22 protein-coding genes and 2 pseudogenes are annotated in these 24,178 nt (G+C 60.2%); 12 read left to right on the top strand and 12 right to left on the bottom strand.

Annotated elements, in window-relative coordinates:
* The first annotated feature begins 12 nt into the window (after nucleotides 1-12).
* From BFE01S_RS05555 to BFE01S_RS05545, 3 genes are all read left to right on the top strand, one after another.
* Entirely contained in the window at nucleotides 13-1,164 is a 1,152-nt protein-coding gene (locus BFE01S_RS05555; protein WP_127837931.1) for an L-dopachrome tautomerase-related protein, read from the top strand.
* Between the two features lie 186 nt (nucleotides 1,165-1,350).
* The gene (locus BFE01S_RS05550; protein WP_042275559.1) at nucleotides 1,351-2,676 is read left to right on the top strand and encodes an MFS transporter; all 1,326 of its coding nucleotides are present in this window, start codon (nucleotides 1,351-1,353) and stop codon (nucleotides 2,674-2,676) included.
* A 218-nt stretch (nucleotides 2,677-2,894) separates the two neighbouring features.
* A complete protein-coding gene (locus tag BFE01S_RS05545) occupies nucleotides 2,895-4,076 on the top strand; it encodes a porin (protein ID WP_042275556.1) in 1,182 nt (393 codons plus the stop codon).
* A 394-nt stretch (nucleotides 4,077-4,470) separates the two neighbouring features.
* Here the strand turns inward: BFE01S_RS05545 and BFE01S_RS05540 are convergent, their stop codons facing one another.
* A complete protein-coding gene (locus tag BFE01S_RS05540) occupies nucleotides 4,471-5,406 on the bottom strand; it encodes a LysR family transcriptional regulator (RefSeq protein WP_028224627.1) in 936 nt (311 codons plus the stop codon).
* A 168-nt stretch (nucleotides 5,407-5,574) separates the two neighbouring features.
* Here BFE01S_RS05540 and BFE01S_RS05535 point away from each other — a divergent pair, with 168 nt between their 5' ends.
* From BFE01S_RS05535 to BFE01S_RS05510, 7 genes are all read left to right on the top strand, one after another.
* Nucleotides 5,575-6,363: an SDR family NAD(P)-dependent oxidoreductase gene (locus BFE01S_RS05535; RefSeq protein ID WP_028224626.1), complete on the top strand. Its 789-nt coding sequence runs from the start codon at nucleotides 5,575-5,577 to the stop codon at nucleotides 6,361-6,363.
* An 11-nt stretch (nucleotides 6,364-6,374) separates the two neighbouring features.
* The gene (locus BFE01S_RS05530) at nucleotides 6,375-7,430 is read left to right on the top strand and encodes an SDR family oxidoreductase (RefSeq protein ID WP_028197588.1); all 1,056 of its coding nucleotides are present in this window, start codon (nucleotides 6,375-6,377) and stop codon (nucleotides 7,428-7,430) included.
* On the top strand, nucleotides 7,427-8,851 hold the full coding sequence (locus BFE01S_RS05525; RefSeq protein ID WP_028197587.1) for an MFS transporter: 1,425 nt from the start codon (nucleotides 7,427-7,429) through the stop codon (nucleotides 8,849-8,851). The genes BFE01S_RS05530 and BFE01S_RS05525 overlap by 4 nt, the downstream gene beginning before the upstream one ends.
* Complete coding sequence (locus BFE01S_RS05520; RefSeq protein ID WP_042275550.1) at nucleotides 8,848-9,582, top strand: SDR family oxidoreductase; 735 nt, start codon at nucleotides 8,848-8,850, stop codon at nucleotides 9,580-9,582. Before BFE01S_RS05525 ends, BFE01S_RS05520 begins: the two co-directional genes overlap by 4 nt.
* 12 nt (nucleotides 9,583-9,594) lie before the next feature.
* Nucleotides 9,595-10,095, top strand: coding sequence for a hypothetical protein (locus tag BFE01S_RS42740; protein ID WP_052420790.1), 501 nt, complete (start codon nucleotides 9,595-9,597; stop codon nucleotides 10,093-10,095).
* Nucleotides 10,096-10,344: 249 nt separating this feature from the next.
* Nucleotides 10,345-10,755 (top strand): hypothetical protein, encoded by a 411-nt coding sequence (locus tag BFE01S_RS42735; protein WP_052420789.1) that lies wholly within the window; start codon nucleotides 10,345-10,347, stop codon nucleotides 10,753-10,755.
* A 32-nt stretch (nucleotides 10,756-10,787) separates the two neighbouring features.
* Nucleotides 10,788-10,973, top strand: coding sequence for a tautomerase family protein (locus BFE01S_RS05510; RefSeq protein ID WP_028197585.1), 186 nt, complete (start codon nucleotides 10,788-10,790; stop codon nucleotides 10,971-10,973).
* A gap of 84 nt (nucleotides 10,974-11,057) precedes the next feature.
* On the opposite strand, the gene BFE01S_RS05505 is transcribed toward BFE01S_RS05510, so the two are convergent.
* The 4 genes from BFE01S_RS05505 to BFE01S_RS05490 all read right to left on the bottom strand — a co-directional run bounded on the left by BFE01S_RS05505 (nucleotide 11,058) and on the right by BFE01S_RS05490 (nucleotide 15,660).
* The gene (locus BFE01S_RS05505) at nucleotides 11,058-12,035 is read right to left on the bottom strand and encodes an amidohydrolase family protein (RefSeq protein ID WP_028197584.1); all 978 of its coding nucleotides are present in this window, start codon (nucleotides 12,033-12,035) and stop codon (nucleotides 11,058-11,060) included.
* 58 nt (nucleotides 12,036-12,093) lie between these two features.
* The gene (locus BFE01S_RS05500; RefSeq protein ID WP_245621032.1) at nucleotides 12,094-13,326 is read right to left on the bottom strand and encodes an MFS transporter; all 1,233 of its coding nucleotides are present in this window, start codon (nucleotides 13,324-13,326) and stop codon (nucleotides 12,094-12,096) included.
* Nucleotides 13,327-13,503: 177 nt separating this feature from the next.
* A complete protein-coding gene (locus BFE01S_RS05495; protein ID WP_028197582.1) occupies nucleotides 13,504-14,658 on the bottom strand; it encodes a mandelate racemase/muconate lactonizing enzyme family protein in 1,155 nt (384 codons plus the stop codon).
* A 54-nt stretch (nucleotides 14,659-14,712) separates the two neighbouring features.
* Nucleotides 14,713-15,660, bottom strand: a complete 948-nt coding sequence (locus BFE01S_RS05490; protein WP_028197581.1) for a dihydrodipicolinate synthase family protein — start codon at nucleotides 15,658-15,660, stop codon at nucleotides 14,713-14,715.
* Between the two features lie 160 nt (nucleotides 15,661-15,820).
* Between BFE01S_RS05490 and BFE01S_RS05485 the strand changes: the two genes are divergently transcribed.
* On the top strand, nucleotides 15,821-16,723 hold the full coding sequence (locus BFE01S_RS05485; RefSeq protein WP_028197580.1) for a LysR substrate-binding domain-containing protein: 903 nt from the start codon (nucleotides 15,821-15,823) through the stop codon (nucleotides 16,721-16,723).
* A gap of 203 nt (nucleotides 16,724-16,926) precedes the next feature.
* Here BFE01S_RS05485 and BFE01S_RS37560 read toward each other — a convergent pair.
* The 3 genes and pseudogenes from BFE01S_RS37560 to BFE01S_RS46495 form a co-directional block, all read right to left on the bottom strand.
* Nucleotides 16,927-18,510: pseudogene (locus BFE01S_RS37560) on the bottom strand (aldehyde dehydrogenase (NADP(+))).
* Nucleotides 18,511-18,929: 419 nt separating this feature from the next.
* Nucleotides 18,930-19,235 (bottom strand): porin family protein, encoded by a 306-nt coding sequence (locus BFE01S_RS41770; protein ID WP_028197579.1) that lies wholly within the window; start codon nucleotides 19,233-19,235, stop codon nucleotides 18,930-18,932.
* Nucleotides 19,236-19,294: 59 nt separating this feature from the next.
* Nucleotides 19,295-19,759 (bottom strand): annotated as a pseudogene (locus tag BFE01S_RS46495) (MFS transporter); the annotation flags it as partial.
* Between BFE01S_RS46495 and BFE01S_RS42730 the strand changes: the two are divergent.
* A complete protein-coding gene (locus BFE01S_RS42730; RefSeq protein WP_244144087.1) occupies nucleotides 19,704-20,153 on the top strand; it encodes a GNAT family N-acetyltransferase in 450 nt (149 codons plus the stop codon). The pseudogene BFE01S_RS46495 and the gene BFE01S_RS42730 overlap by 56 nt on opposite strands.
* A 333-nt stretch (nucleotides 20,154-20,486) precedes the next feature.
* Here the strand turns inward: BFE01S_RS42730 and BFE01S_RS42725 are convergent, their stop codons facing one another.
* From BFE01S_RS42725 to BFE01S_RS05465, 4 genes are read right to left on the bottom strand one after another with little or no spacing between them, the layout of a single operon-like run.
* Nucleotides 20,487-20,921, bottom strand: coding sequence for a MaoC family dehydratase (locus tag BFE01S_RS42725; protein WP_028197578.1), 435 nt, complete (start codon nucleotides 20,919-20,921; stop codon nucleotides 20,487-20,489).
* Complete coding sequence (locus BFE01S_RS05475) at nucleotides 20,918-21,733, bottom strand: enoyl-CoA hydratase/isomerase family protein (RefSeq protein WP_028197577.1); 816 nt, start codon at nucleotides 21,731-21,733, stop codon at nucleotides 20,918-20,920. Before BFE01S_RS05475 ends, BFE01S_RS42725 begins: the two co-directional genes overlap by 4 nt.
* Nucleotides 21,730-23,298, bottom strand: a complete 1,569-nt coding sequence (locus BFE01S_RS05470; protein ID WP_028197576.1) for a 3-hydroxyacyl-CoA dehydrogenase — start codon at nucleotides 23,296-23,298, stop codon at nucleotides 21,730-21,732. The genes BFE01S_RS05475 and BFE01S_RS05470 overlap by 4 nt, the downstream gene beginning before the upstream one ends.
* Nucleotides 23,295-24,122, bottom strand: a complete 828-nt coding sequence (locus BFE01S_RS05465; protein WP_028197575.1) for an enoyl-CoA hydratase-related protein — start codon at nucleotides 24,120-24,122, stop codon at nucleotides 23,295-23,297. The genes BFE01S_RS05470 and BFE01S_RS05465 overlap by 4 nt, the downstream gene beginning before the upstream one ends.
* Nucleotides 24,123-24,178 lie beyond the last annotated feature (56 nt).

The following is a 24,178-nucleotide window of genomic DNA, read 5'->3' as shown; positions in this document are numbered from 1 at the left end:
AAGGAGAGTGAGGTGACAACGAAGAATCCCATGTATCGCCGTACGCTGTTGAAGGGCGTCGCCGCGATCGCGGCACTTGGCACGTTACCCGCGCTGGGTTACGAAAAAAACCAACCCACGCTCGAACTGGTTGCCACATCACCGACGCATCTGTGGAACGCGGTCACCCTGACCAGCAGCGGCCGCATGTTCGCCGCGATGCCACGCTGGCCCGGGTTTACATCGACGCCGTCAGTTATCGAAATACGTCCGGATGGTGAACTGCGTCCCTACCCGGGGCGTGGCTGGAATGACTGGAGAGAAGGAAAGGATGCGACCCGGGCGTTTGTCTGCGTCAATACCGCCCACTGCTTTGACGGCACGTATCTCTGGGTCGTGGATACCGGTTCGCTTCCGCTTTCCCCCACTTCGGTGCAACGCGGTGCACAGAAGCTTGTCCAGATCGATACCCGGAATGACCAGGTCGTGAGTACCATCGTGTTCGACGACCTGTTGCCAGCTGGGGCATCGCTGAACGATCTGCGAATCGGCGGAGGCTATATCTACCTGACCGAGTCAGGCCTGGGCTCGATCGTCGTCGTTGACCTGAACACTGGCCAGAAGCTGCACCGGCTCGCGAATGACCCGACCACGAAAGCCGATCCGAAACGGCCGAAGATCGGTCGAGGCGGGAAATGGCTCACACTCCCGGATGGAACGCCGCAGGTAACCAACGCCGATCCTATCGAACTGAGTCCCGATAACCAGTGGCTTTACTATCAGCCTGCCTCCGGGCCGCTTTATCGTGTACCGACACGATATCTGATCGACTCCTCAGTGTCGGAGCAGACCTTGTCCTCAAAGGTCGAGTACGTTTATGACACGCCAACGCTGGGTGGTACGGCGATGGACAGTTCCGGCAACATCTTCCTCGCGGAATCCGCACGTCCCCGGATTTCGGTGCTCGCACCTGACGGCTCGGTGCGAACACTCGTGGAAGACGATCGACTCTGGGGTGGCGACGCGCTTTTCATAACGAAGGATCGCTACCTGTACATCCCGTTGTCACAGGTACCTGACCTCCAGTTTCTCCAAGGTCCGAATGGACGCGACATGGTGCAGCGGCCATTCAAAATCTTCCGGGTCAAGCTCCCCGAGCGATATGGTGGCCCAATCACTGGCTGACTCCGTCAGTCCAGTTTCGTTACACATCGCTGGCGACGCTGATTGACCGGACATTGCAGACGCACCGGACAGCGTCAGTGCCCCCTGCCAGACCCACGCACTCGAGTTTTCATGCCCGTCGATCACGCTCATAGCCGCCACCGTACTGGGGACAACCGCCGGTCCTTCGCAAGATTGCGCCATTACATGTCGCAACATATCCGCTACGAAGTCATCGGTTTGATCTTCCTTGTGATGAGCATTAACCAGGCCGATCGCGCCACGATGTCGATCGCGAGCACGCCGATGTCGGCTGAACTCCATCTTAACCATCTGCAACTCGGCTGGATGTTCTCCGCCTTCGCCTGGGCGTACATGCTTTTCCAGATTGCAGGCGGCTGGGCATTGGACAGGTTTGGTGCCAGGCGCACCTACACTGCCGCCATCATGTTGTGGTCAGTGTTCACGGCAGCAGTTGCATTTGCACCCATGTTTAGTGCGCAAACCGCGAGCGCGTTGATCTTCGCGCTGGTATTTCTGATCGGCGTTGCCGCTGCGCCCTGCTTTCCGGCAAACAGCAAGATCGTGTCAGCCTGGTTTCCGACCGCCGAGCGCGGCACAGCATCCGCAATCTTCAACGCCACACAGTATTTTGCCGCCGCCGTCTTTACCCCTCTTCTCGCACTGCTCGCAGTCACGCTTGGATGGCGCTCGATTTATTATGTCATGGGTGGAATCGGAATTGCCGCTGGCCTGCTGTTTGGCTACCGGATGAAATCACCGTCGAACCACCCTAGGCTGACACGCGAAGAACGCGAGGTCATGGTGGATGGCGGTGCAACCCTTCATATGGAGGGGCGCCATGATCAGGCTGAGCCACAAACGGCACCCACGGACTCTGCAGAGGCCGACTCCACGTCGAGAAAATTCCGCAGACTGCTGGGTAGCCGGAAACTGCTGGGTATCTATTTCGCCCAGTACTGCATCAGCACCCTCACCTTTTTCTTTCTGACCTGGTTTCCCGTCTACCTGGTCCAGGCAAGACATCTTCCGCTTCTACGCGCCGGCATCCTCGCGTCGGTGCCGGCAGTGTGCGGCTTCCTCGGTGGGATCCTGGGTGGACTGATCTCCGACTGGCTGCTTCGCAGGGGACACTCACTGACCATTTCCCGAAAGATTCCGATCTATGCCGGGATGTTGATGTCATCCGCGATCATTGGCTGCAACTATGTCAACGTAGACTGGCTCGTCGTCGCGCTCATGGCTGTTGCCTTTTTCGGAAAAGGCTTCGGCGCCCTTGGGTGGGCAGTGATTGCGGACACATCACCGGTGAACGCAACCGGGCTCAATGCGGCAGTATTCAACACGTTTAGCAGTCTGGCGGGTATTACCACTCCCATTGCAATCGGCTTTCTGGTGCAGACGATGGACTCTTTTGACGGCGCACTCGTGTACGTGGGCGTCCATGCGTTGCTCGCGATTGTCAGTTACGCCTTCGTTGTAGGGCCCATCAGACGCATGGAGCCAGTCTGACGACCTGAGGACTCGCTGGGAAAACGCGCTGTCGCCCGGGACACAGGCTTGCCGACCAGGTCCCGGGGAAATCTGGAAACACCACCTGCTTCGAACGTTGGTCACCCCGTAAAATACGACCCATTCAGAGTAACGGAAAGCTTTTTCTTTCCTAAGATATTACGTATTTAATTAGTATACCTATGTAATTAACAATAAATTTACTGGAGACGTAGAAGATGAAAATGATGTGTTGCATCGCCACTGGCACGCTGATTCTCGCCACCGCCGCTCATGCCCAGAGCTCCGTGACTCTGTACGGGATCATTGATGAGGGTATTAACTACAACAGCAACATGAACGGCACCAGATCATTAGCCATGCAGAGCGGGGTGATGCAGGGGAGCCGATGGGGTTTCCGGGGCCTCGAAGACCTCGGCGGCGGGTATAGCGCAGTGTTTGTTCTCGAGAACGGATTCGACGTCAATACCGGGAAGCTCGGTCAAGGTGGGCTTCTGTTCGGGCGTCAGGCGTATGTCGGCATATCGACGCCCTTTGGGACCATGACGGCCGGTCGACAGTACGCATCGGCCATCGATTTCCTGAGCGCGATGGCCGTCAGTAACCAGTGGGCAGGCAACATTGGAACGCATCCTGCCGACCTCGACAATTTCAATGACACTTTTCGCATCAACAACGACGTCAAGTTCAAGAGTGTTTCCTACGGCGGTTTTTCGTTTGGTGGAGACTACAGCTTTGGGGGCGTCGCCGGTGACGTAACACGCAACCAGGTGTGGTCCGTTGGTGCCGGTTACGCGATGGGACCGCTGCAGCTCGGCGTGGGGTACATCAATTCCCGTAACCCGAACCTGGGCCTGTTTGGTACTTCGACCTCTGGAGGCGCCACGTCAAGTGTGGCCAACACAAGCTATCCGATTTTCAGCGGATTCACCTCTGCGCGCACCTATCAACTGGTCAGCACCGGTATCGCCTATACGATGGGTTCTGTGACGCTCGGTGCGACCTATTCCAACATCGCCTTCAAGGGCCTCGGGGATCTGGCGGGTGGACCTAATTCCTCGGGTTACACCGGCAGCGTTCACTTCAACAGCGCCGAAGCGAGCCTGAGATACCAGATCAATCCTGCACTCGTGGTCGGGCTGGCGTACAACTACACCAACAGTAGCAACGTCTCTTCTTCTACAGGCACCAACAACGGTGCCACATACCAGCAGGGGATGGTCGGGGTGGATTACTTCCTGTCCAAGAGTACGGACATTTACCTGGTCGGGATCTATCAGAAGGCGTCAGGCACCGACTCGCGGAACCGCCCCGCCATCGCGTCCATCAATAACCAGTCGTCACCTTCGGGCAACGATCATCAAGCCGTCGTTCGCATAGCCATGCGCCACAAGTTCTAAAAGACGCCGGAGACCCCGCACGCTCGGCAGGTTCCGGTGCAGTGCATACCGGTGAGCAAGTTCCGCCCACCGGTGCGCGATCGGCACCGGAAATACCCTCCGTGCTTCAGATCCGAGTCTCGCCAAGATCGGTAGTCCGGAAAACGTGGTATGGACGTGCGTGCAATCTGGACAGGCACGAGCGTCACGGCCCAATAATAGCCGGCGAGTCTGAGCTGCATTGTCGTTGACAGCAGGCGAAGGCGGCATGGACGTGATTTCCCAACGCGTATCGTGGCAAGGCGCGCCGTGAAAGGTGGAGCCTTCCGGCCGATTTCGATTATCGACAGGTAGGTTCGCAGCCAGATTGCGCGTCTGTAACGGACTCAAGGACGTCCTCTGCACGGACAGGGAGTCACCGCTGCCGGCCGAAGATCCGCTGCAAGCGGTCGTCCTGTTGAATCGATGCGAAGCCTTCAATCAGGAAATCGATGAACAGTCTCACGCGAGGCGCCAAGTGGCGTCCGTGCGGGTAGACCACATTCAGGGGCGCGGCGGAAACAGCATGACGCGGCAATACCTGGACGAGTGTCCCCTGATCAATGTCCTCGGCCACGTCAAGTATCGACTTGAGCACAATGCCCATCCCCTGTAATGCCATGGCATGTGCCGCCTCGCCGTCGTTGCACAGGATATGTGCTTCGACACGAACTGAGTGGCTCCCCGAGCGCCTGGTGAAACTCCATTCCGTAACGGGAGCCGACCCAATCACAATGCATTGATGCCTTTGCAGGTCGGCAAGCCGTTGAGGTTGGCCACATCGCTTCAGGTAGCCAGGGGACGCGCAGAGAATCCGGCGATTACGTGCCAGCACCCTCGCAACAAGACGGGAATCGGCCAGTTCACCGTAGCGTATTGCAACATCAATGCCACCAGCAACGAGATCGAGCACGTCATCGCTCAACTGCAGTTGAATTTTCAGGTCGGGATATCTTGCAGTGAAGCCTGCAAGCAGCGGGGACAGCCGTCGACGGCCAAAGCTGTTCGGCGCGGTCACGCGCAACGTGCCAGTTACCCCGTCGCGCTGGCGCGTCAATGCGTCACGCGCCTGTTCCAGATCAGCGATCACGCGTGCTGCATATGGATATAGCAATCTGCCCTCGTCAGTCAACGACAGGCTGCGCGTGCTGCGATGGATCAACTGCACTCCGAGACGCCGCTCGAACCCGGCCAGCCGTTTGCTGATCGCGGCGAGCGTCAGTCCGAGCTCCGAGGCCGCGGCGGTCAGGCTACCTGCGGCCGCAACCCGCTCGAACGCGTACAGCCCCGGCAAATCGTCAAATCCGTCCATTATCAACCGTCTGGCAAGTGTAAATCGTCTGGATATCCATTTAATCAATGTTCCCGTTGCGGGACAATACCCGAAGCTGAACGCCCCCCGGAAGCCTCTCAGACGCCGGTTGTTATTCGGGTGGCAACGTGGGGAGAATCTTCGCGACCATTTGAGGGAAACGCAAACATGCAAATCGACCTCACCGGAAAGACCGTCATCGTGACCGGATCGACAGCCGGCATCGGGCTCGCCGCCGTCAAGGGTCTCGCCACGAGCGATTCCGCGGTGGTACTCACCCGCTCGCAGACCAGTGTGGATCGCGCGCTGGCCGCCGTACGCGCGGAGCTGCCGGATGCTACAGTCACCGGTTTCGCGGGCGACCTCGGCACAACCAGGGACTGCGCTGCACTGGTCGCGACCCACCCGGACTGCGACATCCTCGTCAACAATCGCGACATCTACGGACCGCAGGACTTCTTCAAGACGCCTGACGATACCTGGCTTCACTTCCTCCAAGTCAACGTACTGTCCGGCGTGCGACTCGCGCGCGCCTATCTGCCCGACATGACGGCAAAAGGCTGGGGACGCGTCGTTTTCGTCTCGTCAGAGTCGGCGCTGAATATCCCTGCCGACATGATCTACTACGGCGTGACGAAGACCACCCAGCTCTCGCTCGCGCGCGGTCTCGCCAAGCGGGTGGCCGGCAGCGGCGTCACCGTCAACGCCGTCTTGCCGGGTCCCACGCTCTCCGATGGCCTCGCCAGCATGCTTCGCGACGAAGCAGACAGGAGCGGCAAACCGCTGAAACAGGTTGCCGCTGAATTCGTCATGGCGAACCGGCCCAGCTCGATTATCCAGCGCGCAGCATCGGTTGAAGAAATCGCGAACATCATCGTCTACGCATGCTCGCCACAGGCATCGGCCACGACGGGCGCGGCGCTGCGCGTCGACGGCGGCGTGGTCGACAGCCTCTGATGGAGAGTGCAATGCCCCAGACAACGAAACATGCGCTGGTCGCCGGCGGCCTGGGCGTCATCGGGCGCAACCTGGTCGAGCATCTGGCTGCACGGTCCGACTGGAAAGTGACCGCGATCTCGCGCCGGTCTCCCGACTTCCAGACCTCGGCACGCTTCCTCCCGGTCGACCTGACCGACGCCAACGCCACACGTGCGGTGCTCGCGGGCCTCGGTGATGTGACACACGTGTTCTACGCGGCATACCAGGAGCATGCCGATCCGCGCCAGCAGGTCGACATCAATGTGGCCATGCTCGTAAATACGGTCGAGGCAATAGAGGCCGCCTCGCCAGCTCTGCAGCGCGTCGTGCTGTATGAGGGTGCGAAGTACTACGGCGCGCATCTGGGCGCGTTTCCGACGCCGGCGCACGAAGACGACCCACGCCAGATGCCACCGATGTTCTACTACGACCAGGAAGACTGGTTGAGGACAAAAGCCGACGGCAAGACGTGGGACGCCGTGGTGCTGCGCCCGGACGTTGTCTGCGGTTTCGCGCTCGGCAACCCCATGAACCTCGCGATGGTGATCGCCGTCTACGCGACGATCTCGAAAGAGCTGGGCCTGCCGCTGCGTTTCCCCGGCTCGCTGGACTGCTACGGGCGGCTCGCGCAGGTGACAGACGCCGCGCAACTCGCGCAGGGTTCGCAGTGGGCCGCGGAGCACGCGACCGGCGGCGCGGCTTACAACCTGACCAACGGCGACGTGTTCCGCTGGAATCGGGTGTGGGCCACCTTCGCGCGTTACTTCGACATGCCGCTCGCGGCGCCAATGACGATCCCGCTCACGTCGATGATGGCGGACAAGGCCAGCGTGTGGGAGCGCATCGTCGCCCGACACGGGCTGGTGCCGGTACCCTACGGGCACGTCGCGTCCTGGGCGTTCGGCGACTTCATCTTCCGATGCGACTGGGATGTGATTTCGTCGACCACCCGGATACGCCAGGTCGGCTTCTATCCGGTAGTCGACTCCGAAACCATGTTCCTGCGCCTGTTCGACGAATTCCGCGCGCGCAGGGTCATCCCATGACGGCCGGCGAAACTGCCCCGGCATCGAGCGCCAGCCTCACGTCGGTGGCGCTGCTTGTCGCAGGCACGTTCTTCATGGAGAACCTCGACGCGACGGTCATCACGCCTGCGATCCCCCAGATGGCGTCAGGCTTCGCGGTGCCACCGGTTGCCCTCAACACCGGGGTGAGTGCGTACATGCTCACGCTCGGCATCTTCATCCCGGTCAGCGGCTGGGTCGCTGACCGCTTCGGCGCACGCAGGGTGTTCGCGTCCGCAATCGCGCTGTTCACCCTCGCGTCGCTGCTGTGCGGACTCGCGCAGACGTTGCCCGTCTTCGTTCTCGTACGCATCCTGCAAGGCATTGGCGGTGCGATGATGGTGCCGGTTGGCCGGCTGGTCGTGCTGCGCGTCACCCCGAAAGAGCGGCTCATCCAGGCTATTGCGACGCTCACCTGGCCCGCGCTGGTCGCCCCAGTGCTTGGGCCGCCCCTCGGCGGATGGATCGCGGAGCATGCCGACTGGCGCTGGATATTCTGGCTCAACCTGCCGCTCGGTCTGATCGCGTTTGTGACGGCACTCATACTCGTGCCGCGCGCGGGCGGCGAGCAGAGGGTGCCTTTTGACTGGACCGGGTTCGTCCTGTCCGGGGCCTCCCTCCTCTGCCTGCTCGATGCGGCCGACCTGCTCGGCCGGCCGGAAATCGCATGGAGCACGGTCGCAGGACTGGGCATCGCCGGGATCGCGCTGCTGGGCGCGACGCTGCGTCACCTCCGACGAGCGCGTCATCCCATGATCGATCTCAGCACGCTCAAGGTGCCCACGTTCGGGGTGACGATCTGGGGCGGGTCGCTCTTCCGTATGGGCGTGAGCGCGATACCGTTCCTGCTGCCGCTCATGTTCCAGATCGGCTTTGGTTACGATGCATTCAAGGCAGGCGCGCTGCTGATGGCGGTGTTCGCCGGCAATCTCGTCATGAAACCGATGACGACGCCCGTGCTGCAACACTTCGGCTTCCGGGCGGTGCTGGTTGTGAACGGCCTGCTCAATGCCGCGACGATCGCGGCATGCGCGACGATCTCGACGGGCATACCACTGCCGCTCGTCTGCCTGATCCTGTTCGTGAGCGGCATGACCCGTTCGATGCAGTTCACTGCGCTCAATACAGTCGCTTTCGCCGACATCCACCAGTCCGCAATGGCCGCAGCGAACACGCTGTTCTCGGCCGCATTCCAGCTCGCGATGGGCCTGGGCGTTGCGCTCGGGGCCATCGCATGGCGGATCGGCACAGTCATCGCTACCACGGACGCCCCACCGGCCGATCCGTTCCGCGTCGCATTTCTCGTCATCGCAGCAATCGCAGTGGTCGGCGTGTGGGATAGCGCGAGGCTTCATCCGCGTGCCGGCGAACAGGTCATTCAACGCAAGGAGGTCAAGGCATGACGCAGGATATAACGCAGGGCAAACCATTGTCCGGGAAGCGGATACTGGTCGTTGGCGGAACATCCGGAATCGGTTTCGGCACCGCGCAGGCCGCAGTGGAAGCCGGCGCTTCGGTCGTCATCGCATCCCGCTCGGCGCAGAAGATCTCGGCGGCGGTTGCGCGACTCGGCGACGCTACCTGCGGCGCGCCACTTGATACGAGCGATGAGGCCGGCATCGACGCGTTTTTCACCGCACAGGCGCCCTTCGATCACGTGGTGGTGTCGGCCGCGCAGACGAAAGTTGCAGCCATCCGCGACCTTGCGCTCGCGCACGCGTACCGGTCGATGAACTCGAAATTCTGGGGAGCCTACCGGGTCGCCCGGGCGGCACGGATCACGGCGGGGGGATCGCTGACCTTCGTATCGGGCTATCTGTCGGTCCGTCCGAAAAAAGGTGCTGCCATTCAGGGCGCTATCAATGCTGCACTCGAAGGTCTGACGCGGGGACTCGCGCTCGAATTCGCGCCCGTGCGCGTGAACTGCGTATCGCCCGGCCTCGTGATGACCGAACTGTACGATGCCCTCGAAGGCGATGCGCGCCAGGCTATGTTTGACGGCGCTGCAGCGCGCCTGCCAGCCGGTCTCGTCGGCACCCCTGCGCACATCGCAATCCAGATCATCGCTTTCATCACCAATCCGTATATCACCGGTAGCACCGTCTATGTGGATGGCGGCGGCGCCATTGCCTGAAGGCACGCTTCCATGACGGCATCGCGACGAACCGTCCAGCGTTCGGCAGCCCTCGGACTGGGCATCACCCTTCTCGGTGACGGCTGGCTATGTGCCCAGCCGGTCGTCTCCGATGGCGATCCGTGGGCCGCCTGGCACGCCCTGCCGGCCGCCTCGGACTATCCAGATCCGCGCGTACGGGCCGTCAGCTGCGCGATCCTCGCGCCCAACGCGATGAATCTGCAGCCCTGGCTCGTGCGACTCGTCGGCGACGACCGCCTGCAACTCTTTGTGAACCTGTCGCGGCGGCTGCCGGTCAGCGACCTTCCGGACCGGCACCTAACCGTGAGCTTTGGCACATTTACGGAACTGATGGTCATTGCGGCAAGCGATAGCGGTCATGAGCTTGATGTCGAACCGTTCCTAACAGGCGAGCCCATGCCACGGCTCGACGCACGCCCTCTGGTCACCGTCCAGTTCGCGCCGCGGCAGGGGCTCGCGCGCGCCCCGCTGCTCGACCAGGTGCTGACGTGATCGACCAACCGTCTGCCCTTCGATATCACACGCAGTGTCGAAGAGACAGACCTGTCGGAACTCGCCTCGGCCGCGAGGCGCCCGACTCTCGTACACGCAACAGCCGATCCCGGGCTCGCTTCGCGTATCCGCGACATTGCGCCTCGCGCCTACTGGCTCGAACTTCATCAGGCGAATATCCGCGAGGAGATCATCTCGGTTACGCGGCTCGGACGCAGGGAGATCGGTGCGCGCCCCTAGGGACAGGCAATGAGCGGCGCGGCAGTCGAAACGATGATCGCCAACGGCACCCTGACGCGTCATATGCTCAACGCCCCTCACAACCAGGCCTTCCAGCAGGGACTTGAGCACTACCTTCAGGCGATCGACAGCGGGCGCGCCTACGTATGGGTATTAACACCGGACAATTCTCCCCGGTCGATGTTCGACGCGGGCCGCGAATGGACAAGACTGCATCTGAAGGCTACCGCCATGGGGTTCAGGATGCAGCCTCACAGCCACGCGCTGCACGATTTTCCCGAGATTGCGCCCCTGCGTACGGCCATGCATGACGCGGTGGGTGCTCCGGTAGGCAGCCGCCTGCAGATGCCAGGACGTACAGGTTTTGCGCCCGCGGCACCCCACTCCCCGCGCCAGGCTGTCCAGAAACAGTTCGTATGAGCGAGATTCACTGACCTTGAAAGGAGCAGGACATGCCGGAAGTCATCGTATTTGCCGCCACCGGGCGGACCACAGAACAGAAGCGTGGCCTCGTGAAAGACATCACGGACGCGGTCGCCCGGAATTTCGGGGTGCCCGCCGACACTGTGGTGATCCAGATCGTTGAGTCGCCGTCGGACTCCAAGGCGAAAGGCGGCATACTGTTCAGTGACCGGTAGCGACGGTCCAGGCAGTATCGCGTCCCGGAAACACAGATGTGCCGCCTGGACACGAACGAGACCAAGCTGCGGACTCTGACACACTTACCCGAAGTGGTAGAGGGTCGTGGGATTCCCGACAAGAATGCGGTTACGCGCACCCTCATCCGGCACGGCCTTGGCCAGCAGATCGAGCAGCAACGCGTCGTCGGGAATGCGGTGAAGCGGCTGCTCGGTCGGATGCGGCCAGTCACTTCCCCATACCACCTGCTGTGGCGCCGCCCTGGCATAGGCCGCTGCGACCGCAACGCTGTCCGAGTAAGTGGGCGCCCCCACCGTACTTTCGTTGTAGAAGCCGGTCAGTTTCACGTACGCCTTGCCCTGCGCCAGCAGATCAGTCACGAGATGAAAGGCGGGATGCGTGAGCGCGTCCGGTTCCGGAATATGCGCGAGGTGATCGAACACGACGGGACATGGCAGACGGTACCAGATTTGCCGCGCTGACAGAATCGTTGCGGCTGACGCATTGACCTGCACATGCCATCCCATCGGGGCGATGCGTTGCGCGAGTGGTTCAATCATCTCAACCGTTGCCGGCCCTGGCACCACTACGTTGAAGCGGATGCCCCGTACGCCGCCGCGATGCAGCGCTTCGAGTTCCGCCTGGCTCACCGTGTCGTCGACAACGGCGATGCCACGCGCACGGCCGTTGAACGCCGCAATCGATGCGAGAAGCAGACGGTTATCGGTGCCGTAACTGGACGGCTGGATTACGACGTTGCGCGATGTGCCAAGCCGGCGCTGCAAGCGCCGATAGTCGTCGACCGTCGCGTCGCCGGGTTTCAATGTCGCACCAGATGCGAGCGGGTAGCGATGATCATAGATGTGATGATGACAGTCCGTTGCATCCGCGGGCATTTTCAGTGACGCATGCTCGGTTCCCTTCGTCCACGGAACAGGTTCTTGCATCCCTGTCCGCGCCCAGGCGCTCATGCAGGTTCCACTACCGGTTACGCCCGCCAGCGCGCTAATCGCGGCCAGGGTTTTCAGGGTGCGTCGTCGGGACTGACTGTGACTGGACATGCGTGTCTCCTTTGTTGTTGGTGGCGATAGGCCGACGGATGCGCGCATCCGTCTTGCTTCAGGCAGGTTGTCGAAGGCGCGAACGGTTCGCCAGAAGGGCGACGATCAGTGCGCCGAGAAAAGTGAGCGCGACGATCGGCAGGAGACCCAGTGCATAGCTACCGGTCGCGCTCTTGACAAGACCAAAGAGCCACGAACCCAGAAAGCTCCCCAGTCCGCCAATCGCGTTGACATGCGCGAGGACGACGGCCGCCTCGCCCGGCGCGAAGGTTTCGGACACGAAGGCCCAGAACGGCCCCTTGAACGCATAGGTCGCCATCACTGCGATACTGAGGGCAAGCAGTGTCAGCGGGAGTGCATCAATTCCTCCGACGCCCGCGAGCGCGACACTGATGACCACCAGCGGCACGAGCGTGTAGAGCACGCGATTGCCACTGACATCTGACAGGCGCCCCCAGACCAGCATCGCGATCACGGCCGCGCCATAGGGAACGGAATTCAGCAATCCGGCTTCGAGATTGGTCAGGCCATGCGATTTGATGATCTGCGGCTGCCAGACGGCAAGCCCTACGCTCGATGCGGCGACGCCTGCATAGACAAAGGCACAGGCGAGTACCTTCGGGTCGACCAGCAGTGTGAATAGTGGTCGCGAAGGCTTATCGGGCTGCAGGGCCCGATCGTCGGCGAGGCGGCGTTCGAGCCATTGACGCTCCTCTGGTTCCAGCCACGATGCGGCTGCAGGGCGATCGCTCAACACCCACAGGCACGCGACGCCCAGCAGCACGGAGGGCACTGCTTCCAGAAGGAACAGCCACTTCCATCCGGCAAGACCGAGAAGCCCATGCATTTCGAGCAGCATCGTCGAGACGGGCGATCCAAGAAAGAGCGACAGTGGCACGCCCGTCGTGAACACGGCGACGATACGACCGCGATACGCAGCAGGAAAGAAGTACGTGATGTAGAGAATCACGCCCGGATAGAAACCCGCTTCCGCCGCGCCGAGCAGGAATCGCAGCACAACGAACGACGTCGTGCCCCGCACGAAAATCATCGCCGCCGCAAGCAGTCCCCATGTGATCATGATCCGCGCGATCCAGCGCCGCGCACCGAATCGCTGGAGAAGCAGGTTGCTCGGTACTTCAAAGAGGAAGTACCCGAGAAAGAACACGCCGCTGCCAAAGCCGAATGCCGCCGCGCTTAACCCAATAGCATCGTTCATCTGCAAGGCCGCAATACCGACGTTCACCCGGTCCAGATAAGCGAAGAAGTAGCAGGCAATCACGAACGGCACAATGCGGACTGTCGCCTTGCGTATTACGCGCTTTTCGATCGGATCGATCTCATCTGTCCACTGCATCTCGTCTCCTGCGCCAGCTTTGTGCCGGCTCTCATGTCCTGTTCAGGGCCGGTTCCCGCTGGCCTCTATAGCCTTTGTGCACCGAAGAACTACGTTGCGACTGTCGTCAGCCTATCGGCGCGAGATCGTCTGCCACGGCTGCGACTGGCCAGGCTGGGTGAGGCCATACCGGTCGATGGCCCGGGGATCGAATTCAAACGCAAGTCCCGGCTGCTTTGGCAACAGGATGTCGCCGTTGTGCGCTTCGAGCTGACGGTCGATCAGATGCCGGAAGTTGACGATGTGATCGTCGGGCATCCATTCGACCATGGTCGCATTTGGCGTTGATGCAACCAGATGTACATGTACGTCGTGCCACGCATGGGGCGACACTGGAATGCCGAAGCTCGACGCGGTCGCCGCAATGCGGCGCCACTCGGTGATGCCACCGCAGACGGTCGCATCGGTTTGCAGCAGTGTTGCGGCGCCGCGCTGCATCAGGTCCTTGAAACGCCACCGCCCGGCTTCGATTTCGCCGGTAGCGACGGTGACGCGGGTTGCCTCGGCTAGCCGCACGTGATTGTCGAGATCGTCAGGAGAGAAGGGCTCCTCGATCCAGAACGGATCGTATTTTTCGAAACGGGAGACGTACTGTAATGCATGAGGCAGGTCGCGCCAGCCATTGTTGATATCGAGCGTTAGCAGCACATCCGGACCAATCGCTTCGCGCACGGCCGCAAGACGCGCTTCTTCTTCTCGCGGACTCAGCAGCCCGGACTTCATCTTCACCGCCTTGAAGCCCTCACGCACATGCTCAGCCATTTCCTGAGCAAGCAGGTCGTTCGTTTTGCCCTCCAGGTAATAGCCGCCGCTCGCGTAAGCCGGCACACGATCGTCGGCATGCGCGCCGAGATACTGATAGAGCGGTAATCCGGCGGTACGCGCGTTCAGATCCCACAACGCCGTGTCGACGGCGGACAGCGCGCGCATTACTCCGCCTGCACGCCCTTGCAGCAGCGCTTCCTGATACATCGACTTCCATAGCCACTCCACGCGCAGTGATTCCTGCCCGACGATCACAGGCGCCAGCAGTTCAGCGACCGCGCCGGCCAGCAGATGGCCCGACGTATTGACGGCATAACAATAGCCGAGTCCTTCGACGCCATCGACGGAACGCACGCGCACGAGGCAATATTCGCGAGCCGTGACGGTTCGGGTGGAAAACGTGACCGGCTTCGACAGCGGGACACGGGCGACACATACGGATACGGAATCGATCTTCGACATGCTTTGCGCTCGTTGTTTAGGGAAAGACGGTAAACGATTTGGCTACCGGATCGATCAGGCGTGAAGCGGCGCGACCGCGAAGCCAATGCGTTCAAGCTGTGCGTCGAGGTCGCGCGCAGCGTTGCGATCGAATGCCTGCAACGGAGGGCGCACGACATTCCAGTCTTCGGCGTGACGCGCGCGGGCGAGCGTCGCTTTCATCGCTGGAATCATTGCCAGACGCTGGAAGATGCCGCGTACATCGTCTACTTCGCGTTGTAGAGCCGTAGCAGCCTCTGCGCGAGGATTCGCATGGAGCTGTTCGATCAGTGCACTCACACGGCGCGGATTCACGTTGACCGTGGCGCTGATACAGCCTGCGGCGCCGATCGGAACTGCCTTGCCCAGCGTTGATTCGCTGGCCGGAAATACAGAAAAGCCGTGAGGGTGAGACGCGAAGCGCTCGATCATCGTGCGCGTATTGTCCCAGTCACCCGACGAGTCCTTCAGGCCCGCGATGGTTTCCGGATAGCGCTTGAGCAGCCGCTCGACAAGGCTCGCCGTGATGGGCACCTGGGACATCTGCGGGAAGTGATAGAGGTAAAGCGCGAGACGCGCATCGCCGACGCGTTCGATGATCTCCGAGTAATACGCGAAGAGTCCGTCTTCGGACGGCGACTTGAAATAGTACGGTGGAAGCACAAGCACGCCCGGTGCACCGAGCGACACCGCGTGACTGGTCAGTCGAACAGCTTCGGGCAGCGCACAGAGACCCGTGCCTGGCATCAGTTTCGCCGGATCGATGCCGGCCTCGATAACGGCCTCAGTCAGTTCGATGCGTTCGTCCAGCGACACAGACGCCGCTTCCGAGTTGGTGCCAAATACCGCGAGTCCGGCGCCTTGGTCTGTAAGCCACCGGCAATGCTCGACGAAACGGTCAACGTCAACCGAAAGATCATGTCTGAAGGGTGTCAGGACCGGCGCATATGCGCCGCGCAGGCGAACGGGGTGGGAAGCAGTCATGGCGTCTCCGGTTGTTGTGCGTTTCCGTGGGGAATGTTGTACGCCGTCAGTGCGGCGGGCAGGTGGGTATCGATCTACATTTCCCGCTTAAAATGCAGTGTAAGATCGAAACGGTACCGTTCAAAACGGCTTTTCTACCCTCTATGCATGAGTTTTACGCATGAATCCACGACGTCTCACCCCGTCGATGTCGATGCTGCTTGCGTTCGAAGCAGCCGCCCGCCATCAGAGTTTCACGCGCGCCGCGGAGGAACTGGCACTGACACAAAGCGCGGTCAGCCGCCATGTCCAGATGCTCGAGGAACAGCTTGGTGTCGAACTGTTCCTGCGCCGTGGCCGCAAGATTGCGCTGACCGACGTCGGCTCGATATATCTGCATGAAGTGGCGATCGGACTCGCGAAGATACGCAACGGGACCCTGCAGGCAATCAGCTACCGGCAGGGCGGTGGGTCATTCCATCTGTCGATCCTGCCCTCAGTCGGCTCGAAATGGCTGCTACCGCGAATCCACCGCTTTTATGCGCGCAACCCGAACGTCCAGGTGCATATCCACTCCCGCATCGGCCAGTTTGATCTCGAACTGGGCGGCATGGACATGGCGATCAGCAACAGTGTCGATGGACGGTGGCCCGGTGCGGTGTCCGAAAGGTTGCTGAATGAGGAACTGGTGCCAGTCGTCAGTCCGAACATTGCCGACATGCTGGACGGAGGCACGACACGCGGCATCACGAAGCTGCAACTGCTGCAGGTCGCCGCGCGACCCGACGTGTGGCGCCACTGGTTCATACAGCACGGCTTTCCGACCGTAGACATGCGCCCGGGTCCGGTTTTCGAACTGACGTCACACCTGCTACAAGCGGTGATGGCCGACATCGGCGTCGGTCTGGTCGCGCGTTTTCTGGTGGAAGACGAGTTACGTACAGGTCAACTACGGATCGCGTGCGATTCCGCACACGTCGAGGGGATGGGCTACTACATCTTCACCCGGCCGCATCGGATCGATTTTCCGCCGGTCAAGGCGTTTCGTGACTGGTTACTGGAGGAGTCGACCGCAACACAATAAGCGATGCACGTTCCCATGCAAAACTGCGAAACCGGTCCGGCGTAATGGGTACACTCCAAATTACTGCGCAGGGTGGGCCAGGATTCATTCAAATCAACACGTTTGGGAGGCAGTCCCAAGCTACCAACTCGAAAGCGCGCTCGACTCCTGACCAGCAACTTAATGACCGGCCTTAAAACGAAAATCCCCAGGCTAGCTGATTGTCATGACGCCAGTTGCAACTTTCCGTCCATGCGACGATTCAGACCCAACGGGTTGTCGTTCTTCAGGGCATCTGGCAACAGCCCTTCCGGCAGGTCCTGATAGCTCACCGGGCGCAAGAAACGATAGATTGCCAGGCTGCCAACTGAAGTCGAGCGGCCATCTGCCGTCGAGGGGAACGGGCCTCCGTGGACCATCGCATGGCCGACTTCCACTCCAGTGCCGAAACCATTCACCAGAATACGCCCAGTGCACCGTTCCAGCGCGGGGATGACACGCTTCGCGTCGGCGTAGTCGGCTTCATCGATGTGCAGCGCCGCAGTCAACTGGCCTTCGAGCGATTCGACCAGCTCAAGCATGTCTTCCAAGCTCCGGCAACGTACAACCAGAGACGATGCGCCAAAGATCTCATCCTGGAGTTCGTGGCTCTTTCGGAACGCTTCAGCGTTAGTCACGAACAGTGCGGACCGCCCCTGGTTGTCGCCGGTTGCTTCACGGCCTCGCACCGTGCACGTCACATCAGCGTGCTTTCCGGCGTTCGCGACTGAGCTTTCGTACGCCTTGAAAATGCCCGGCGTCAACATGGTCTGCGCGGCGGTATCCTTCAGCGCAATCGATGCTGCCGCGATGAATGTGTCGAGATACGGACCATCTACCGCGAGTACAAGACCTAGGTTCGTGCAGAACTGACCTGCGCCCAGCACGAGCGATTGCACGAACGTCTCCGCGATGGCTTCGCCACGGTTCTTCAAAGCGTTCGGAAACAGCAAGACGGGGTTGATGCTGCTCATTTCTGCGTAGATGGGTATCGGTTCAGCGCGTGCTGCCGCGAGTTTCATCAGCGCCGTGCCGCCGCCACGCGACCCGGTAAAACCAGCCGCTTTGATACGTTTGTCGTTGACGAGGCCCTAACCAACGTCCCGACCGCTGTCGAAAAGCAGCGAGAACGTGCCTTCGTGCATCCCGCATTGTTTCACTGCAAGTTGCACCGTGCGACCAACAAGTTCTGCCGTGCCCGGATGTGCCGAGTGTGCCTTGACGATCACCGGGCAACCGGCGGCGAGCGCAGAAGCGGTATCACCGCCCGCGACCGAGAAAGCAAGCGGGAAATTGCTAGCGCCGAACACTGCGACGTGACCCAGGCCAATCTGCCGCAGACGAACACCCGCACGCGGGAAAGGTTGACGTTCCGGCAGTGCTGGATTGATGCGTACGCCGATGAAGTCGCCATTGCGCACGACATCTGCGAACATGCGTAATTGGCCGATCGTACGTCCGCGTTCGCCTTCGAGGCGATGACGCGGCAGGCCGGTTTCGATCATGCAGCGCTCAATCAAGGCGTCGCCGATATTAAGAATGTTCTGCGCGATAGTTTCCAGAAAATCGGCGCGCGCTTCAGGCGAAGTTTCGCGATAGACGTCGAACGCCGCCCATGCGAGGGAACAAGCTCGATCCAAATCGCCAAGTGTCGCGCCACCAAAAGCCGGTCCGATAGCGGCGCCCGTCGACACATTCACAGCCTTGATTGAGCCGTTGGTGCCGAGAAGTGATTGCTGACCGATTAGCAGCTTGCCAGTAAGTTGCATGTATTTCGTCCTTACGAGGTGAAAATAAAACGAGGAGGTTCTCAGGAAACCCGACTATCCCGGCTATCGGTCGCAAATATCGCTACCTTTGACAGCTAAAGTGCGAACGCTTGCGAAGCGTTGTCGAGCTGACTAACAAGGCTTGCATCATTCCCTCCGGAACGACGGCAATATCCGGTAGTTCGCTAACTTGCCAATCGCTCTGGCCATCTTTTTCCGCCCGATTCTTTCAGCGCGCTGTTAAAACGCGTGCCGCAGCCCAATCGCCGTGGTGGCCTGATTCGAGGATGTAGATGCGGTCAGCCCGTAGATATCGGCGACCGCTCGATGTCCCGTTGAGTCATGTCCGGATGCATGCTGCCAGATCACGCCAATGTAGACATCCGTGCGTTTTGACAGAAAGTAGTCGATCCCCATATTTATCTGATTGTAGGCAACGCTTCCTGCTCCATTTGTTGGCCCGGTCCCTCCCGTATAGACATACGCGAACCAACGCGGACCGACGGAGCGACAAAGCCGCTGAGGCTCAGTTCGAATGAATTGAACAAAGCCTTTCCGGCATAGCTCAATGCATTGACGCCTGGTTCAGATCCAAAGTTGGTGAATTGCGTGTTGGTGTAGACCAGCGCAGCATCCAGCTTTCCAAAGTGATAACCAGCCAACGCGCCCAAAACCTGTAGCTTGCCGGCAGATGCGTATCCCGAAAAGATCGGCGCGAAGGACATGTTATTCGTAGTGGGACTATTGTTAGCGTTGTTCCCGTAATACGAACAGTTATGATCAGTCTAAGTGCTGCCACACGCGCTCGCTTTCCCGTACGATCACTGACTGACGCCATGGGCACTGCCAACAGTACGGCGAAGAGAAAAGCAACTGCACTGGCTACGGCCTGCGCTGTTCCTGAGAACCCGATGGAACGAATCGCAAGAGGCAGCCAAAGGGTGATCCCCCAGAACAACATTCCCCGTGTAACCTGTACAAACAGCATCAGAGAGAGAAACTTGCCTCGCCCCATCGCGGCAAGCGAAAGCTTCGTCTTGCCGCCCGTCGCAGGCAGCGTGCGGTACGGCGCGTCCTGTTCCCGGCGCAGGGTGAGCGCATACAGAGGCACGATGATTAGAAGGCCTAGTGCACCAGTGATCAGGAACAATACGATGCCTGTCTCTCCATGGACCGTGATCCCGAGGTGACCTGTGACCGGTCCGTGGAGTGATCCCGCCGCGCACGAGCGCTTTCTAGAACATCGCATCGAAACGGGATTTGGCGAGGGTCTCGGGTACTGGTCCATCTTTCCGAAACAAGATCCCCGTCATTTTCTTGGTTGGGTGCTCCTGATCCCCTATGATGCAATCGGACCGGAGATCGAGATCGGATGGCGTCTCGCCCGTAAGGCATGGGGACACGGATATGCGACAAAGGCGGCACTTCCGATAGCAACGCATGCGTTGTACGATAAACAATTGCCAGAGATCGTTGCGGATATTCACGCGGCTAACGTCGCGTCGATGAGAGTCGCCGAGAAGGTGGGAATGAGGGACCACGGGCAAAGCACGCATGATGGAATGCCGAGTCGACGTTACAGAATGACCCGGCAGGACTATTTGCGGCAAACAATTGACCCTGTCCGAGAAATCCGTAGGTAAGCATCTGATTTGTACCGTTCCCTGCCTCGCGTAGAAGATGCAATCATCGGCTGCGACGGAAACGAGTATCCGACTCTTTCCACGAACAGAGGAAATGATGAATTATCTGCACAAAGTTCAGAGTCGGTACATTTCCCGGTTAGAGGGCCGAAGAAGGAGCGGACGAGAGAGCCGCCACACGAAAAGCCGACTTCGTCGCTGATTGCTGCCCGATAGATGTCTTGCGTCAAACACGAAAATCCTGACAGACCCAAGATCGTCAGCTACGTCCCAAGAATGCCAGAGCCATGTGTGGATTCCGACTGTCTGGGTGAACGCACGCTTTTTCCTACGCTAATTCGCCTCGAAGAAACTATTCGCAACAGTATCGAGGACCTCGGTCTGGTTCTGATTGAACAGTTGCCAGCGCCATTTCACGATTCCCAGGGATGGCGTAGATCTCGATCTGCGGACGTCAATGACCGTCGCGTGAAACGTCAAGGAATCGCCGGGCCGTACCGGCTTCACCCATTTCAGATAGTCAAGTCCCGGAGAACCCCAAGACCCCGAATCGGAGAGCGCCGCATCACATGCCAGTCGCATGGCGATAGCACACGTATGCCAGCCACTGGCGATCACTCCGCCCCAGCGTCCTTGCCCTGCAGTTCGTAGATCCGTATGAAACCATTGCGGATCATAGCGACTGGCGAACTCAAGCACCTCAGCTTCGGTCACGACATATGGGCCGGCCTTAATGACCTGGTGAGGGCTGAACTCGTGAAATTTCATACTGCCTTCGCCTCGACATTAACAAATGACGGCGCCCGCTTCTCTTCCAGCGCATGAAGACCTTCACTAGCGTCGGCACCAGCGAATCCCAGGATTTCTGCCGCCAATGATGCTTCGAAAGCTGGCCACGCGGCGCGCAGCCAGTGGTTAAGCGAGCGTTTGGTCCAGGCCAGCGCCGTGGGGCTCCCATTAGCGAGCCTCCTGCTCACGCTGCGAGCCGTTGTAAGCAGTTCGGCTTCGTCCACAGCCGCGCTGACCACTCCAATCCGCTCCGCCTCCTCGCCGCTCAAGGTCTCACATAGCAGCAGGTAGTACTTTGCCTTTGCCATCCCGCACAGCAGCGGCCATATCAATGCCGCATGGTCGCCTGCGGCAACACCGAGCTTCGTGTGGCCGTCGATGAGCTTCGCCGTCTTCGCCGCAATCGAAATGTCGGCCAGCAACGCGACCGCAAGCCCGCCACCGACCGCAGCACCATTAATCGCGGAAACGACAGGACGGTCGCAATCCAGCATTCCCTGGACGATGGCTCTGGCTTCCTTCATGACCGTCAGGCGCATGGTCTCGCTGCCAACCATCTGCCTCACGACGTCGAGGGTCCCGCCCGCACAGAAGCCCTTGCCCTCGCTGCGAACAAGAATCGCCCTTACACCAGGATGCCCGTCCAGCCGCGACCAGATCCGGGAGAGTTCGCGGTGTCCACGCTCGTCGGCAAACGGCATGCTCCCCGGCGTGCCAAATACAAGCTCGGCCACGCCATCATTCAGTTCGACACGAAAATTATCGGTATCAACTTCGAACCGGTCGCTCATGATTCAGTCCCCATCGCTTGCCCCCAGATGCGTCGGCGCAGCAGCAAACTCGCACGGTATCGCTCACCGCGATAAACGGCATCAAGATGATCAAGCAGGTTACACACTGTCGGCGCTCCAAGCTTGTCGAGCCATTCGAACGGCCCCAAAGGATAGTTGGTACCCAGCTTCATGGCGGTATCAACTGAGGCTTCATCGCACACGCCCTGTTGCACGGCGTCGGCCGCTTCATTAACCAGCATCGCGATTGTGCGTGCGACGACCATCCCCGGCGCATCGTCGATTTCGATGGGCCTGCGGCCCACTGTTTCCAGAAGATTGCGCACTACCGCGCGTTGCTGTTCTCCGCAACTGGGCGCAAATGCAACGCAAAGCGGGCCGGCGTCCTCACTGACGATGATGTCAATGACGGCGACATGGCGGCGACCAGATTGTGCAGCGACCTGTGCGGCAGGACGGCCGTCCGTTACGCAAATCAGCGTATCGCCAACAAGCAGCGTGTCCTTCATCAATATGTTGTCAGCACGTCCCAGCGAGGCACCGGCGGAATTGGCATATTCGACCTCCCATCCCTCGCCGGATAGTTCAGCGCCTACCGTCGTAATTGTGAAGCTGTCACCGGATACGCTCACGCACGGTGGATCGGTATCGACCTGTGCGGGCGTCGCAGCAGCTTCTGCCAGGGGTTCCGCCGGGTAGTCATAGAAACCTCGCCCGTTCTTTCGGCCTAGCAAGCCACCATCTACCAGTTCGCGCTGGACGATGGATGGGGTATAGCGCCGGTCAAAAAAGCTGGCCGCAAACATCGACTCGGTCACCGAGAAATTGACGTCGTGACCGATCAGGTCCATCAACTCACAAGGGCCCATCCGGAAGCCCGCGGCACGCAGCGCAGCGTCGATTTGCGACGGCGTCGCATATCGATCCTGCAGCAGAAGCAGCGCTTCCGCGTAAAACGGCCTGGCAATGCGGTTGACCACAAAACCCGGAGTGGAGCGTGCGTGGATCGGCACCTTGCCCCAACGCACCGCCAGATCGGCCACCGCGTGCGCAACAGCGCTGTCGGTCGCCGCGCCGGAGACGACTTCGACGAGCTTCATGACAGGCACCGGGTTGAAAAAATGCATCCCGACGAGCCGTTGCGGCAAGCGCAGATCACGACCTAACGCGGTAACGGAAATCGATGATGTATTGGACGCAAGAATCGTCCGGTCAGCCACGAGACTCTCGAGTTGCGCAAGCAGTTCACGCTTGGCGTCGAGACGTTCAACAATTGCTTCAATCACAATACCGGCTTCGCTGACAGCGGCAATAGCATCGACAGGCTCGATTCGCGCAACCAGGGCCCTGGCATCAGTGGAATCGAGTTTTCCCGCGTCGACCCGCTTTTTCAGATCAGCGTTGAGCTTATCCAGGACCTGTGCCGCAGCGCCGCTCCTCGCGTCGAAAAGCAGGACCCGATGTCCGGCTGCTGCTGCGATCTGCGCAATGCCTGCGCCCATTGTCCCGGCGCCGATAATGCCAACCGCCGCGTCATTCCTCAGCCCGGAAGCGTCCCAATTCATTTGACACTCCAGGCTGCGGGCCGTTTGTCGAAAAATGCGGAGAACCCCTCTTTCGCCTCTTCCGTGGAACGCACCCGGGCGATGGTCGCCGCGGTGAGATCTGTGACGCTCCCGTCAATCGGACGGCCAGCGATATCGCCGAACAAGGTCTTTATTTCCTGCAATGCAGTCGGACCATTTCCCGTCAGCCCGGACACAACCTTCTGCACCTGCCCGTCCAATCCTTCGCTCATGGTTACATAGTGAACGAGACCCAGGTCGCGGGCCTCGGCCGCGTCAATCAGCGATGCGGTAAGTGCAAGACGTCTCGCCTGCCGCACACCGACCGCCTCAATCAGGTATGGCCCAATCACAGCGGGCAGAATCCCAAAACGCGCCTCGGTGACAGCAAACCGGGCCTGCTCGCTCGCAACCACAATGTCGCAGACGCAGATCAGGCCCACGCCACCGCCAAACGCCCCGCCCTGCACCCGCGCGACAATAGGCCTGGAACATGCATGAAGCGCCTGCATCATGCTGGCGAATCGCCGTGCATCCTGGATGTTCGCATCGGCACGGTTAGCGCTCGCCCGTTTCATCCAGTTGAGGTCTGCGCCGGCACAAAACACGTTGCCGGACGACGCAAGTACGATCACCCGGACGCCGTCGTGCGATCCCAGTTGCAGAAAGCAGCGCGTCAACTCCTCGATCATCGCGTCGTTGAACGCGTTATGCACGTCGGGGCGGTTTAGCGTAACGCGGGCGACACCCGTCTCGTCGACAACGCAATCAAGGGTCGCGAAGTTGTCATCAAATGTGTTCTTTTCAGTCACCTGGATTTCCATTCGCTTAAGGCGGCGACGTGCCGTGCCGTCCCTTACACCAACCGGGCAATGCGGCC

Source organism: Paraburkholderia ferrariae NBRC 106233 (assembly GCF_000685035.1).
In the GTDB taxonomy this organism is placed as follows: Bacteria; Pseudomonadota; Gammaproteobacteria; order Burkholderiales; family Burkholderiaceae; genus Paraburkholderia; species Paraburkholderia ferrariae.
This window is presented reverse-complemented; position numbering and strand designations above follow the sequence as displayed.